Origin of the sequence: Sphingomonas sp. FUKUSWIS1, from assembly GCF_000733135.1 — a bacterium.
GTDB classification, from domain to species: Bacteria; Pseudomonadota; Alphaproteobacteria; order Sphingomonadales; family Sphingomonadaceae; genus Sphingomonas; species Sphingomonas aerolata.
Map to the genome: position 1 here is coordinate 18572 of NZ_JPJC01000105.1, position 14915 is coordinate 33486.

The window sequence follows — 14915 nt, forward strand, 5'->3', positions numbered from 1 at the left end:
GCCGGATTAGTCGCGCAACAGGTCGTTGATGCTCGTCTTCGACCGCGTCTGCGCGTCGACCCGCTTGACGATCACGGCGCAGTAGAGCGCGGGCTTGCCGTCCCCGCCGCCGATCGAACCCGGCACGACGACCGCATAGGGCGGCACTTCGCCCTTGAAGACTTCGCCGGTCGCGCGGTCGATGATCTTGGTCGACGCGCCCAGATACACGCCCATCGACAGCACCGCGCCCTCACCGACGCGAACGCCCTCGGCGACCTCGGCACGCGCGCCGATGAATGCGCCGTCGCCGATGATCACGGGGTCGGCCTGAAGCGGCTCGAGCACGCCGCCGATGCCGGCACCGCCCGACAGATGGACGTTCTTGCCGATCTGCGCGCAGGATCCGACGGTCGCCCAGGCGTCGACCATCGTGCCCTCACCGACATAGGCGCCGATATTGACGAAGCTCGGCATCAGGATCGCGCCCTTGGCGATGAAGCTGCCGCGGCGCGCGACCGCGCCGGGAACGACGCGGATGCCGGCCGCGCGGAACTCGGCCTCGCCCCAGCCCGCGAACTTCGACGGCACCTTGTCGAACGCGGGTGCGCCGCCCGATCCGCCGTCGATCACGACATTGTCGTTGAGGCGGAACGACAGCAGTACGGCCTTCTTCAGCCATTGATTGACCTGCCACCCGTCGCCGACGGGCTCCGCGACCCGTGCGGTGCCCGCATCGAGCATCGCCAGCGCGCTGTCGACTGCATCGCGGATCTCGCCCTTCGTCTCCAGACCGAGATTTGCCCGGTCGTCCCAGGCGGCGTCGATGATCGTCTGCAGGCTGCTCATGATGTCTCCAGGATGGTTTCCAGCCACGGCGCGAGCACCGGGATGGTGAAATCGATATGATCGCGTTCCGCGCCCGGCGACTGTTCGGACCCGTTGTCGACCCACACCGTCGTCATGCCGATCGCCTTGGCGGGCAGCAGATTGCGGACCATGTCGTCGACGAACAGAGATTGGGCGGGGTCGATGTCGAACGCGGTACAAAAGCCTGCATAGGCCGATGCATGCGGCTTGGGCATCAGGTCCATCGCATGGATGTCGTGGATCGCCTCGAAACTCGCGCCAAGCCCGAGACGGTCGAGGATCTTCAGCGCATAGGGCGTGTCGCCGTTGGTGAAGATCAGCTTGCGCCCGGGCAGCTTGGCGATCGCCGCGACCAGCGGCGCATCATGCTCCAGCACGTCCATCTCGATGTCATGGACATGCGCGAGGAACGCGTGCGGATCGACGTGATGCTCGGTCATCAACCCCGACAGCGTCGTGCCGTGATTGTGGAAATAGCCCTTCTGCACGCGCCGCGCCTCGTCATGCTCGAGCCCGAGCAGGTCCTGGATGAACCCGGTCATCCGTGCGTCGACCTGCGAAAACAGATCGGCGCTCGCCGGATACAGCGTGTTGTCCAGATCGAAGATCCAGTTGCGGACATGGTCAAGTCGGGCAAGCATCGGAGCGAACCTCTAGGCACCGCGGCGCGCAGGGACAAGCCGGCGCGGTCAGGTCACGCCAAGCGCTACGCAGCAAATTTGGCGGACACTGGATAAGCTACCGCTCGGTACCTATATCCGATGCATGACACGCTATTCCATGCTCGATCTCGTCCCCGTCGTCCAAGGCGGCACCGTTTCACAGTCGCTCGCCAATGCGGCCGATCTCGCGCGCCATGCCGAGAGCGTCGGATTCCAGCGTTACTGGGTCGCCGAACATCACGGCATGACCGGTATCGCCTCTGCTGCGACTGCGGTCGTGATCGCGCATATCGCCGCCGCGACCAGTACGATCCGCGTCGGATCGGGCGGCATCATGCTCCCGAACCACGCCCCGCTGGTGATCGCCGAGCAGTTCGGGACGCTCGACGCGCTGTTCCCCGGCCGGATCGACCTGGGTCTCGGCCGCGCGCCCGGCTCGGACCAGCGGGTGGCCCGCGCGATGCGCCGCACGCTCGAAACCGACGCCAACGCCTTTCCGCAGGACGTGATGGAGCTGCAGAGCTATTTTGCCAATGACGGCCAGACCGGCATCGTCGCGACGCCGGGCGCGGGCGCGGATGTCGAGATGTGGATCCTTGGCTCGAGCACCTTCGGTGCGCAGCTCGCCGCCGCACTCGGCCTGCCCTATGCCTTTGCGTCGCACTTCGCGCCTGATGCGCTTGATGCGGCAATCGCCATCTATCGTCGCGATTTCCGCCCTTCGGCACGACTGGCAAAGCCGCACGTCATGGCAGGGTTCAACGTCTTTGCCGCGGATACCGATGCCGAGGCCGAACTACTTGCAAGTTCGCAGCAACAGTCGTTCGTTGCGCTGCGTACCGGTAATCCGCGTCAGTTGCCGCCGCCGGTCGCGGGCTATCGCGACTCGCTCGGCGCGCAAGGCAACCAGATTCTCGACCATGTCCTGCAATGCTCGGCCGTCGGCAGTCCGGCCAAGGTCGCGCGCGGGATCGCCGCGTTCGTCGAGCGTACCGGCGTCGACGAGGTGATGGTGACGAGTGCGATCTTCGACCACGAAGCGCGCAAGCGGAGCCTGTCGATCACCGCCGACGCGATGCAGGAGTTGAAGATCGCGGCCTGATCAGCTCGCGGCGGGCAGTCTCAGGCGGACCATGAGTCCGCCGAGGTCCTCACTCTCCTCGAGCCCGACCGTGCCCTCGTAGATCTCGGCGACGTCGCGGACGATCGCGAGCCCCAGCCCCGTTCCCGGCTTGCCCGTATCGAGCCGCACGCCGCGATCGAAGATGCGGACGCGCTGTTCCTCGGGGATCCCGACGCCGTCGTCTTCGACCAGGAACTCGACGAACCCGGCCTGCGCGCCGACCGTCACGAAGACGCTGCCACCGCCATATTTCGCGGCGTTCTCGATCAGGTTGCCGAGCATCTCGTCGAGGTCCTGGCGTTCGACATGAACCTTGAGCGTCTTGTCGCCGGTAATGTCGATGCGGACATGCCGATACAGACGGGCGACCGCACGTTCGACCGATTCGAGGCTTGGCCAGACATCGGCACGACTATGCGCCGAGCCGCGCCGGCCGACCGCACGCGCACGCGCGAGGTGATGATCGACCTGGCGCCGCATCGTCCGCGCTTCACGAATGACGGTATCGGCCAGATCGTCCGATTGCGCGGTCGCGGCGTTCATGATCACGGTCAGCGGGGTCTTCAGCGCATGCGCGAGATTGCCCGCATGCCGTCGCGCTTCCTCGGCCTGTCGTTCGTTATGTTCGATCAACGCGTTCAGTTCCTCGACCATCGGCGCGACCTCGATCGGCATCGCGCTGCCCACCCGGTTGGACTGGCCGGCGCGCATCCGAGCAATCTCTTCGCGGACACGGCGCAGCGGCCAGAGCCCGTAGAAGGTCTGCATCGCGGCCATGATGATCAGGCCGAGGCCAAGCAGCGCGAAGCTGCGGACCAGCGTGCGCCGCAGCGTCGTGATCTGCGCATCGAGCCCTTCGCGAGCCTGCGCGACCTGGAAGCGCCAGTGGATCTTCGATCCGGGCAGGACGACGTCACGTTCGACGACCCGCAGCGATTCGTCGCGAAACTGTTTGCTGTCGTAGAAATGCACGTTCAGATCGTCATGCGACGACCCGAACGCCAGCCGGCGGTCCCAGAGCGAGCGTGATGGGAAATCCTCGCGCCCCCGGCCCGATACCTGCCAGTACAGGCCGGAACCGGGCTCAAGGAACCGCTGGTCGGCGGCGGCTTCGCGCGTGAAGATCACCTCGCCCTCGGGCCCGATCTCGGACGAACTCAGCAGCGAGCGGAGGACATACTCCAGCTGGTCGTCGAAATTGCGCGTCACCGCGCTCGACAAGACACGGTCGAGCGCAAACCCGCCCGCCCCCAGCAGCACCGTGATCCACACCGCCGCGATCAGGATCATGCGTCCCGACAGCGATCCCTTCGCCCGGGCCTGCACGTGAAGCGGCAGGTCGGCAGCCAGCGGGGGCGTGTTCATCAGGCGTCCGGCGCAATCATGTCGGTCAGGCGTCGGGATCTTCGAGGCTGTAGCCAAGCCCGCGGATCGTCGTGATCACGTCCTGACCCAGCTTCTTGCGGATACGCGTCACGAACACCTCGATCGTGTTCGAATCGCGATCGAAATCCTGGTCGTAGATATGCTCGATCAATTCGGTGCGGCTGACGACCTTGCCCTTGTGATGCAACAGATAGCTCAGCAGCTTATATTCCTGCGCGGTCAGCTTCACCGGCTCACCCGCACGCGTCACCTTGCCGCTGCGCGTATCGAGGCGGATGTCGCCGGCGGTCAGTTCGGAGGAGGCGTTACCGCTCGCACGGCGGATCAAGGCCCGCAGGCGCGCGATGAGTTCCTCGCTCTGGAACGGCTTTGCCACATAGTCATCGGCGCCCGCATCGAGCCCGGCGACCTTGTCGGACCAGCTGTCGCGCGCGGTCAGCACGAGGACGGGCATGACCTTGCCCTCCTTGCGCCAGCGGTCGAGCACGGTGAGGCCGTCGATCTCGGGCAGACCGAGGTCGAGCACGACGGCGTCGTAATTCTCGGTCGAACCCAGGAAATGCCCCTCCTCGCCATCGACTGCGAGGTCGATCGCATAGCCGGCGCCCTCGAGGGTATTCTTGAGCTGAGCCCCGAGATTCGGCTCGTCCTCGACGATCAGAACGCGCATGATAATCCTCTCGCTTGAATTGCTCGCGGCCAGGCTACTGGCCGGTGCGGCCGATGATCTGGCCAGTCCGGCCATCGACGTCGACCCAGATCACATTGCCATTGCGCAGGAACTTCAGCGTGTAAATGCCGCTGCCCGCATCATAGTCGAAGCCAAGATACTGCGCGCCCTGCATCATCGGCATCACCCGCGCCTCGATCTCGCGCAGCGACAGCGACCGGCCGGTCCTGCGCGCTTCGAAGGCGGAACGCTGGTCGCCATGTCGCTGATCGGGAGCCTGCGCCACCGCAACGCCCGCCGCCAACGGCGTCAGCATCGGGAAAGCAGCAAGAGTTGTCAGGAACAGCAGCATCTTCATGGAGGTGGCATAGGCCCGGCGCATTGAACAGCCTGTGAATGAGGGCGACAGCAGGACGACAGCATAGTGTAACTTGCCTGCATCACCCGGCGACCCTAGGTGACCCGGACATGGCAGCACCTATTCTCGCATTCGAAGGCCTCGGCCTTGTCCAGGGTTCTGGATGGCTTTTTCGCAACCTCGACATCCATATCGGTCCGCGCGATCGCCTCGCGCTGATCGGGCGCAACGGCGCGGGCAAGACGACCTTGCTCAAGCTGCTCGGCGGCAGCATCGAGGGCGATGAGGGCCGCCGGACGATCGTCCCAGGCACGCGGGTCGTCATCCTCGAGCAGGAGCCCGACCTGCGCGGCTTTGCGACCCTGCGCGATTACGTGATGGGCGGCGACGATGCGCCGGTCAGCTACGAAGCCGACTCGATCGCCGATCAGCTCGGCATCGATCTGTCGCGCGAAGCCGCATCCGCCTCGGGTGGCGAGCGCCGCCGCGCGGCGATCGTCCGTGCGCTGGGGCAGGACCCCGACGTGCTGCTGCTCGACGAGCCGACCAACCATCTCGACATCGGCGCAATCGAATGGATCGAGGACTGGCTCAAGCGCTTCCGCGGCGCGTTTGTCGTGATCAGCCATGACCGTACCTTCCTGACGCGTCTCACCAAGCAGACCCTGTGGCTCGACCGCGGCGCGATCCGGCGTGCGGAGATCGGTTTCGGCGGATTCGAGGCGTGGACCGAACAGGTCTATGCCGAGGAACAGCGCCAGGCCGAGAAGCTCGACGCACGCCTGAAGCTGGAAGAGCATTGGCTGCTTCGCGGCGTCACCGGGCGGCGCAAGCGCAACCAGGGACGCTTGACCAAGCTGCACGAGATGCGCGCCGAACGCGCCTCGATGATCGGGCCGCAGGGTTCGGCCAACCTCGTCACCAGCAGCGATGACACCAAGTCGAAGGTCGTGATCGACGCGAAGCACGTCACCAAGGCGTATGGCGACCGGACGATCATCGGCGACCTGACGTTGCGCGTCACGCGCGGCGACCGGATCGGCATTGTCGGCCGCAACGGCGCGGGCAAGTCGACGCTGCTGAAGCTGCTGACCGGCGAGATCGAACCCGATGGCGGGACGATCAAGCTCGCCAAGACGCTCGATGCGGTCGTCATTGATCAGCAGCGCAGCCTGATGGCGCCCGAGAAGACGGTGCGCGAAGTCGTTGCCGATGGCGGCGACTGGATCGACGTGCTCGGCGTCCGCAAGCATATCCACGGTTATCTGAAGGAGTTCCTGTTCGACCCGAACATGGTCGACGCCAAGATCGGGTCGCTATCGGGTGGCGAGCGATCGCGGCTGCTGCTCGCGCGCGAATTCGCCAAGCCGTCGAACCTGCTCGTGCTCGACGAGCCGACCAACGATCTCGACCTCGAAACGCTCGACCTGTTGCAGGAGGTGATCGGCGATTATGACGGCACCGTCCTGATCGTCAGCCATGATCGCGACTTTCTCGACCGGACCGTGACGATCACGCTCGGGCTCGACGGGTCCGGGACCGTCGATGTCGTCGCCGGCGGATATGAGGATTGGGAAAAGCGCCGTGCGACCCAGACCAGCGGCAAGCGGGCCTCCAAGAAGGTCGCCGCGACCGCGCCGCCGGCCCCCGCGCCCCGCGCGAAACTGACCTACAAGGATCAGCGCGACTATGAGTTGCTCCCCAAGCGGATCGAGGCGCTCGACGCTCAGATCGCGAGCGATGCCGCAAAGCTTGCCGCGCCGAACCTGTACATGCGCGACAATGCGACCTTCGCCAGGCTGACCGCCGCGATCGAGGCGGCGCGCGCCGAAAAGGAGGCTGCGGAACTCCGCTGGCTCGAACTGGCGGAGCAGGTTGGCGAATAGCGGCAGCTAAACCGTTCCGAACCATTTGGAACTTGACACATGTTACCGCGTTGCAGCATCCCGCCATTGTACGTTTTGGAGAGTCTTATGAAGCTGAAGAACCTGACCGGTAGCGCGCTCGCTATCGCTATGATGTCCACGTCGGTTGCAGCCGTTGCTGCGCCTGCCAACCCTGCGTCGAGCCTGTCGGTTTCGAAGGCACGCATCGGTTCGGCAACGACCGGCAAGAACAAGGCTGCAGGCGCTGGCGTGATCGCCGGCCTGATCGCAGCTGGCGTCGTTGCGATCGGCGTTGTCGCCATCGTCAAGGACGACAACGACAACGATTCGGACAGCAACTAAGCTGTTCTGAGGGTCGGCGCTTAGGCGCCGGCCCTTTTTACGTTATTTGCTGATCGCGCGCCCGGACCGCCCCGCCAAGTCAACGATATACTGCCAGGCAACACGCCCGGAACGACTTCCCCGCTGCGTTGCCCATGTCAGGGCCTCGTCGGGCTGAAATGGCAGGTCGTGTAGCGCCGCATAGCCCGCGACGATCGCCAGATAGCCGTCCTGATCGACGGCATGAAACCCCAGACTGAGTCCGAACCGATCCGCCAGCGCCAGCTGGTCGTCGATCGAATCGCGTGGATTGATGGCACTTTCCTGTTCGGCGATATCGCGTGGCGCCAGATGCCGGCGGTTCGCCGTCACGGCCAGACGCACATTGGCGGGACGTGGCTCTGCACCGCCTTCGAGCACGGATCTCAGCACACGCGCCTCAGACGAAGTATCGATGCCGAGATCGTCGACGAAGACGATGAAAGCGCGGTCCACGGGTGCCAGCATCGCAAACAGGTCCGGCAGCGCGGTCATGTCGGCGATCGCGATCAGCGCGACATTGCCCTGTTCGGCCTGGACCGCGGCGACGACGCTTTTCACCAGCGCCGATTTACCGGTGCCGCGCGCGCCCCATAGCAGCACGTCATGCGCTGCGTGGCCGCGGGCGACCCGCCGGACCATGTCCAGCAGCAGGTGCTTCTGCCGATTGATGCCGATAAGCAGATCGAGCGGCAGCGGGGCGAAACCGCGGATCGGAACGAGCGACTGGTTGCGCCACACATAGGCGGGAAACGCCAGACAGTCCGCTACTGGCGGCAGCGGCGGCGAGAGGCGTTCGAGCGCGGCGGCGATCCTGTCGAGCGGGTCGGTCATCGCGCGGTCATGACGGCACCGCCGCCGTGCGACAAGGTCTAACGGAGCTGGGCGAGATGGCTGGCGATGGCGCGATCCCCGGGGGCCAGCGCTACCGCCTTGGTCAGCACCTGCCGCGCACCGTCCAGCTTGCCGACGCCCGCCAGCGCGATGCCATAGGCGTCGGTCGCCGCTGCATTCATCGGCGCAAGCGCATGGGCGGCGCGCGCATAGCGAAGCGCTGCCGTATCTGCGCCGTCACGCGGCGCCGCCCCGGCATAGGCGCGCGCGAGATCTGTCAGCAGCCCCGCGTCACGATTGCCGATCCGCCGGCGCACCGCTTCGAGCGTCTCGATCGCCGCGGTCCAGTTGCCTGCCATCACGTGCCAATGGCCAAGGATTCGCTGGCCGGTCAGGCTTTGCGGATTTTGCGAAAGATACAGGGCCAGCGCGGTCGATGCCTCGCGTTGGCGCGAGACCCGGCTCAGCGCGTCGACCAGGCGCAGCATCGTCGGTTCGTCGAAGCTGAGATCCGCGGCATGCGCATAGAGCGGTGCAGCGTCCGCGTAACGCCCCGCCACCGCGAAGGTGTCGCCCAGCGTCGACTGGGCGGCGGGCGCGCCGGGGCTTGCCCGCGCAAGGTTGCGGGCGCGGGCAAGCGCATCACCCGGCGCGCGCGCTTGAATCCGGCCGCGAATCGCCGCCAGCAGAGCGCCCGGATCCCCCGGAACCTGCAGGATCGCCGCGTCGAGCGTGCCGACCTGATCGTCGATCGCGAAGGCCGTCGCCATCCCGGTGGCACCGCGGTTTGCGCGATCGAGATCCTGCGCCACACCCTCGCGCTCACGGTCCGTCGTTGCGGTGGCGGCTGCCGCACGCGCGAAAAGCACGAGCGCATAGCTGTCGGCGTCCGCACGGGTGACGATCGGCCTCAGCACCTCCCGCGCCCCGCGCGGATCATCCGACCGCAGCAACGCGGCGCCCAACAGCCGGCGCACGCTGACGTTGAGCGGCTGTTGCCGCGCGAGACCGCGCCACATCGCGCCGGCCTGTTCGAACCGCCCCTCGGCATAGTCGAGCACACCGCTGAGCAGGATCGCACCGGGCATGCTGTCGATCGCCCCGCCAGTCTTCTGGAGCAACCCGCGCGCGAGTTCGGTCCGGCCCGCGCGCGCCGCGAGCACCGCCTGGAGATACAGCGCCTGCGGGCTGCCGGGTCGCGCCCGCTGCGCGCGTCGCGTCGCCGCCAGCATGGCGCGATACCGCCCGGCATCACCGAGCGTGGCGGCATATTCGATCAGCGCCGGATGATAATAGGCATCGCGTGCAAGCGCGCGCTCGAACCAGGGGAGTGCTGCGACCAGGCCGTACCGCCGGCGGACAATTTCGCCCTGCAACGTCAGCGCCGCGGGCTCATCCGGCAACAGCGCGACCGCGCGCGTCGCAGCATCCGCGGCGGTACCGACATCGCCGATAGCCAGCGCCACGCGACCGAGCGCAGTCCAGTTGCGCCCGTCGCGAGGCTGCTCTGCCACCAGGCGGCCAAGATCAACGCGGGCTGCAGCGCCGTTGCCGAGCAGTGCCAGCGCGGCGGCGCGGATGCGGCGAGCATAGGCGGCCTGGCGCGGTGCGGCGCGGTCGGCCGCCTCGATCGCACCGACCGGGTCATTCTGGAGCAGCCGCGCCTGCGCCTGGAACGGGTAGAGCGTGGCGATCGCGATGCCTGCATCGCGCGCGCGGGTCAGTTCGGCCTCGGCTGCGAGCCCGTCTCCCAGTTCGAGCAGGGCGCGTGCAAGGACCACATGCGCAGGCCCGTTCGACGGCGCCGCCGCGATCGCCGCCTGCGCATTGGACCGGGCCGCGCTGTAATTGCCCGACTGCAGCGTGATCCGCGCGTCGCGGAGCAAGCGTCGCGCATCGGGGGGATCGCGCCGCAGCGTCAGCAGCGTCGCCGTCCCCGCGACCGCCACCACGAGCAGCGCGATCGTCAGCAGACGGGCATGGCTCCGCGTGAACACACGCCGTCGCCGCGGTGCGCGTCTGCGGCGCAACAGCGGATATCGCGGGTCACGCATGGAGATCATAGCTTTTCAGCAGATCGTACAGCGTCGGCCGGCTGATCCCGAGCAGCCGGGACGCGCTCGAGATATTGCCCCCGGCACGGCTCAGCGCACGACGGATGGCCTTGCGATCTGCCACCTCCCTCGCCGCCCGCAGGTTGAGCCCATCGGCCGTGTCGGCGGTACCGCCGAGGTCGAGATCGGCAGCGGTAATCAGCTTGCCGTCGGCCATGATCACCGCGCGCTTGATCCGGTTTTCGAGCTCGCGGACATTGCCCGGCCAGCTCCAGCCATCGATCGCCGCGCGCGCATCGGGGGCGAGGCCGGTCACGCCGGCATTCATCGTCTTGGCATATCTGGCCAGAAAATGCCGCGCGAGCAGCGCCGCGTCGCCGCTGCGCTCGGCCAGCGAAGGGATCCGCACGACGATTTCCGCCAGCCGGTAATAGAGATCCTCGCGGAAGCGGCCCGTCGCGACCATCGCGTCGACATCCTGATGCGTCGCGCAGACGATCCGCGTGTCGACCGGGATCGCCTTGCGGCCGCCGACCCGCTCGATCACCCGTTCCTGCAGGAACCGCAACAGTTTGACCTGCAGCGTCAGCGGCACGTCGCCGATCTCGTCGAGGAACAGCGTGCCACCCGCCGCCTGTTCGATCTTGCCCTCGGTGGTCTTGATCGCGCCGGTGAACGCCCCCTTTTCATGACCGAACAGCTCGCTTTCGAGCAACGTCTCGGGAATCGCCGCGCAGTTGATCGCGACGAACCTGCCCCGCGCGCGCGGCGACGCATCATGGATACCGCGCGCGAGCACTTCCTTGCCCGTTCCGCTCGCGCCCAGCAGCATCACCGCCACATTGGCGGGCGCGACCCGTTCGAGCGTCCGCGTCACCAGCGCCATTTCGGGCGAGGCGGCGATCACGCCGCCAAATCCCGTCCCGCTCGCTGCCACCCGCGCCGCAAGCCGCCGGTTCTCCGCCTCGAGGCCATGGACGTGGAACGCACGTGCGACGATCATCCCGAGCACGTCGATATCGATCGGTTTGGCATAGAAATCCCACGCCCCCTCCGCGATCGCGGTCAGCGCGCTTTCGCGTGCACCGTGCCCGGACGCGATAATCACCTTGGTATCGGGTTTCAGCGCGAGGATTTCGCGCAGCGTCGCAAAGCCTTCGGTGACGCCGTCGGGATCGGGCGGCAGGCCGAGATCGAGCGTGACGACGGCGGGTTCGTGCGCACGAACCGCTTCGATCGCGGTGGCGCGGTCGCTGGCGACGACGATCTCATAGCCCTCATACGCCCAGCGCAGCTGTCGCTGCAGCCCGAGATCGTCCTCGACGATCAGAAGCACCGGGCGCGCCTCCACAGGGGATGCCGATGCGCTCATGCCGCCGCCTCCATCGCATCGGCCGCCGGCAACGATATGCGGAACCGCGTCCCCTCACCTTCCCGGCTGAAGACATCGAGCGACCCGCCCATCGCCTCGACCAGTTGCAGTGCCTCGAACGCGCCGATCCCGAACCCCAGCGGCTTGGACGAAGCGAACGGCCGGAACAGCTGATGGCGGACGAAGCCCGGGCTCATCCCGCACCCCTGGTCGATCACGTCGATCGCGATGGTCGCGCCGTTCGCCGCAACCGCGACGACGATCGGAGCGTCGCGGTCGCTCGCTTCGATCGCATTCTGGATCAGGTGGCCCAGCACCTGTTCGAGCCGTGCCGCCTGCGCACGGGCGACCACCTGTCCGGTCGCCTGTGCCGCGATCGGATGCTGTGCGCGACGCGCGCCGACGACGCGGTTGACCAGTGCTGCGACATCCACAGGCTGGAACGGCTCGCTGGGGGCCGCGTGCGTTTGTGAAAGCCGGGCGAGCAGCGCGTTCATGCGATCGGCTGAGTCCTGAAGAGTGGCAACCATGTCGACGCGGAACGCCGGATTGTCGGCGTGACGCTCTGCGTTGCGCGCGACCAGCGTCAACTGGCTGACGAGATTCTTGATGTCGTGCAGGATGAACGCGAAGCGGCGGTTGAACTCGTCGAACCGCTGCGCGTCCGCGAGCGCGGCATGCGCGCGGTCCTCGGCAAGGTAGCTCGCCGCCTGCCGGCCCGCGACGCGCAACAGGTCGAAATCCTCCCAGTCCAGCGCGCGATCGACCGGCGGACGGGCGAGGATGATCGCGCCAACCAGTGCACCGCCATGCACCAGAGGGACGATCGCCCAGGCGGCGGGACACGCGCTGAGCCAGTGCGGCACGCTCGCAATTTCCTCCGCCGGGGCCGTGCCGTGTCGTACGGGGTCGAGTTCGATGATCCGCGGGCTGAGACGAAGACGCACGGCCAGCGCCCGATCCGACATCGGTGCCGGCGCCGTCGCCATCTCCCAGTTCCAGGCGGCGGCGCTGCTCATGCCGAGGCCGTCGGGGACGAGCAAGAGACCGCCCGGGCTGTCGGTCAGGTCCGCCACCGCCTTCACGATCCGTCCGTCGAGCGGCGCGGCGCCGTCGCCCGGTGCGCCCAGCGTCTCGGTGAAACGCTGCCACTCCGCGCGATAATCATAGCGATGGCGAAACAGGTGCTTGGCGATCTTCACCTTCGCCCATGCGCGCAGCCACGACGTAGCCAACAGCCCGAACAGCGCGGCGGTCGCACCGCAGATGATCGCGGTCTGGATCAGCCGCGCATGATCGCCGCCATAGGCGTCGGCGACGCTGGTCGCGACGGCGGTGATCCCGACATAGCTAATCACCGCGATCGCGCCGAGGGACCGGGTGGCGACGCGCCGCGACACCGCGAACGTCCAGTCGCCGCGACGGGTGACCGCGACGAGCAGGAGCAGCGCCATGCCGATCATCGCGACACCGCGTGCGGCAACGATCACAGGCGTCCAGCGCGGCGCGACATAGGCGCTGACAGCCAGCAGCAGATCGACGCTCCACATGATCGTGACCGCGACCACGACCAGACGCCCGCCGTGCCACGCCGCGTCGGGCGAGGCCCGTGCTGCCTGATGCAGATGATGGACCAGCACCAGCGCGCTGATCGCCACCATCATCCCGAACACGAGCCGTGCCGACTCGGTCTGGGCCTGCGCATCGGCATCCATCGGCACCAGTTCGACGACTGCGAGCAGCGCGCCGATCACCGCGATCGCCACGACGGTCCCATAGACCGCACCCAGCGCGCGGTTGCCGGTGCGTTCCCGGCGTACGAGCGCGAACATGAATCCGAGCCAGGCGATGGAGCGCGCGCTCTCGGCGATCCGGGTGCTGACGTCGCGAAAGTCGATGCCCGAGACTGCGAGCGCCCAGAGCGTCGTCAGGACGAGCGGGCCGACAAAAGCCGCGTTCGACCAGCTGCCGGCCGGCCGCTGCGCCTGCCTGAACACGAGCGCGCCGAACAGCAGCGCGGCCAGCGCATGCGTCCACAGGATCAGCAGCGCAATCATGCCACGTTCAGCGCGCGCCGGTCGGCCACAGGACGACCCGGAGCGTCTGCAAAAGGATCAGCATGTCGAGAAAGGGCGAATAATTCTTGGCGTAATACAGATCATATTCGAGCTTGTGCCGCGCATCCTCGATCGATGCGCCGTAAGGATAATTGATCTGCGCCCAGCCCGTGATGCCCGGCTTCACCATGTGACGCTCGGCGTAATAAGGCAGCTGGGTTTCAAGTTCGTCGACGAATTGCGGCCGTTCGGGGCGCGGGCCGACAAAGCTCATCTCGCCGCGGAGCACGGTCCAGGTCTGCGGCAGTTCGTCGATGCGGACCTTGCGGATGAAGCGGCCGATCCGCGTGATCCGGGGATCGTCCTCCGCCGCCCAGACCGCCTTGCCCGCAATCTCGGCATCCTGCCGCATCGAACGGAGTTTCAGGATGTCGAACCCCTGATTGTACAGGCCGACGCGCCGCTGGCGGTAGAAGGCGGGGCCGCGTGACTCGAGCTTGATCGCAAGCGCGGTGACCAGGATGACCGGCAGCGTGGCCGCCAGCAGGATCAGGCTGGCGACAATGTCGAACGCGCGTTTGAACACGCTCGACAGCATCCGGCCGCTGGCGAAACCGTCGGAAAAGATCAGCCAGGACGGGTTCACGCTGTTGAGATCGATCCGCCCGGTCTCGCGTTCGAGAAAGGTCGAAATCTCGATGACCTGGACGCCGGTCGTGCGGACACGGAGCAGATCCTTGAGTGGCAGCGCGTTGCGCCGCTCTTCGAGCGCGAGGACAACTTCGCCTGCGTTCAGGTCGACGATATGCGCCGCCAGGTTCGGGATGTCGGCGCGCGGAATCGCACCGTCGACCACGGCCTCCGCCTCGCCCATCGCGACGAAGCCCGCTGCGACGAAGTTGATCCCAGGCTGTTGCGACAGAGCGAGGATGCGTGCGGCACGATGGCCCGCGCCGAGCACGACGATCCGTCGCTTGAACGTGTCGCCGCCTAGAGCGCGGCCGAGCACCGCGCGGACCGTCACCAGCAGGACTGCGGCGATCAGTGTCGCATAGAGCAGGTTCGACCGCCAGAAGGTGAGCGCGGGGACCAGGAAGAAGATCAGCGACTGGAAGATCACGCCGAGCGAGAAGGCGACCGCGAGCCGCGCGGCGGCGAACCGCAGCGACAGGAACGAGGCGACGCCATAGGCACCGACCGCGACCAGCGCGATCTGCAACGCCGCGGCAAAGGTCGCAAGCTGGAGCACGCGCGTGTGGATCGGCTCGACCGCCATGCCGATCTGATGCGCGCGGACCACCCAG

The 14915-nt window shown here is 66.9% G+C and carries 13 protein-coding genes; 3 read left to right on the top strand and 10 right to left on the bottom strand.

What is annotated here, in order from left to right:
* Positions 1 to 6 precede the first annotated feature (6 nt).
* Positions 7 to 828 carry a 2,3,4,5-tetrahydropyridine-2,6-dicarboxylate N-succinyltransferase gene (gene dapD / locus sphsw_RS07615; RefSeq protein ID WP_031440084.1) on the bottom strand — a complete coding sequence of 274 codons (822 nt, stop codon included), beginning with the start codon at positions 826 to 828 and terminating at the stop codon, positions 7 to 9.
* Entirely contained in the window at positions 825 to 1490 is a 666-nt protein-coding gene (locus sphsw_RS07620; protein WP_031393493.1) for a pyrimidine 5'-nucleotidase, read from the bottom strand. The genes dapD and sphsw_RS07620 overlap by 4 nt, the downstream gene beginning before the upstream one ends.
* 124 nt (positions 1491 to 1614) lie before the next feature.
* Here sphsw_RS07620 and sphsw_RS07625 point away from each other — a divergent pair, with 124 nt between their 5' ends.
* Positions 1615 to 2613, top strand: a complete 999-nt coding sequence (locus sphsw_RS07625; protein ID WP_031440085.1) for an LLM class flavin-dependent oxidoreductase — start codon at positions 1615 to 1617, stop codon at positions 2611 to 2613.
* Here sphsw_RS07625 and sphsw_RS07630 read toward each other — a convergent pair whose 3' ends face one another.
* From sphsw_RS07630 to sphsw_RS07640, 3 genes are all read right to left on the bottom strand, one after another.
* Positions 2614 to 3924, bottom strand: coding sequence for a sensor histidine kinase (locus sphsw_RS07630; protein WP_031440086.1), 1311 nt, complete (start codon positions 3922 to 3924; stop codon positions 2614 to 2616). It lies immediately after the preceding gene.
* A gap of 100 nt (positions 3925 to 4024) precedes the next feature.
* Entirely contained in the window at positions 4025 to 4690 is a 666-nt protein-coding gene (locus tag sphsw_RS07635) for a response regulator transcription factor (protein ID WP_031393490.1), read from the bottom strand.
* Positions 4691 to 4724: 34 nt separating this feature from the next.
* Entirely contained in the window at positions 4725 to 5048 is a 324-nt protein-coding gene (locus sphsw_RS07640; protein WP_031440087.1) for a hypothetical protein, read from the bottom strand.
* Positions 5049 to 5158: 110 nt separating this feature from the next.
* Between sphsw_RS07640 and sphsw_RS07645 the strand changes: the two genes are divergently transcribed.
* The gene (locus sphsw_RS07645) at positions 5159 to 6934 is read left to right on the top strand and encodes an ABC-F family ATP-binding cassette domain-containing protein (protein WP_031440088.1); all 1776 of its coding nucleotides are present in this window, start codon (positions 5159 to 5161) and stop codon (positions 6932 to 6934) included.
* 87 nt (positions 6935 to 7021) lie between these two features.
* The gene (locus sphsw_RS07650) at positions 7022 to 7276 is read left to right on the top strand and encodes a hypothetical protein (protein ID WP_031440089.1); all 255 of its coding nucleotides are present in this window, start codon (positions 7022 to 7024) and stop codon (positions 7274 to 7276) included.
* 42 nt (positions 7277 to 7318) lie between these two features.
* Here the strand turns inward: sphsw_RS07650 and sphsw_RS07655 are convergent, their stop codons facing one another.
* The 5 genes from sphsw_RS07655 to sphsw_RS07675 all read right to left on the bottom strand — a co-directional run.
* On the bottom strand, positions 7319 to 8128 hold the full coding sequence (locus sphsw_RS07655; RefSeq protein WP_031440090.1) for an ATP-binding protein: 810 nt from the start codon (positions 8126 to 8128) through the stop codon (positions 7319 to 7321).
* 38 nt (positions 8129 to 8166) lie between these two features.
* Entirely contained in the window at positions 8167 to 10182 is a 2016-nt protein-coding gene (locus tag sphsw_RS07660) for a tetratricopeptide repeat protein (protein WP_031440091.1), read from the bottom strand.
* On the bottom strand, positions 10175 to 11554 hold the full coding sequence (gene prsR / locus sphsw_RS07665) for a PEP-CTERM-box response regulator transcription factor (RefSeq protein WP_031440092.1): 1380 nt from the start codon (positions 11552 to 11554) through the stop codon (positions 10175 to 10177). The genes sphsw_RS07660 and prsR overlap by 8 nt, the downstream gene beginning before the upstream one ends.
* Positions 11551 to 13611, bottom strand: a complete 2061-nt coding sequence (gene prsK / locus sphsw_RS07670) for an XrtA/PEP-CTERM system histidine kinase PrsK (protein ID WP_031440093.1) — start codon at positions 13609 to 13611, stop codon at positions 11551 to 11553. Before prsK ends, prsR begins: the two co-directional genes overlap by 4 nt.
* 7 nt (positions 13612 to 13618) lie before the next feature.
* On the bottom strand, positions 13619 to 14915 hold a 1297-nt coding region (locus sphsw_RS07675; protein ID WP_031440094.1), incomplete at its 5' end, for a TIGR03013 family XrtA/PEP-CTERM system glycosyltransferase.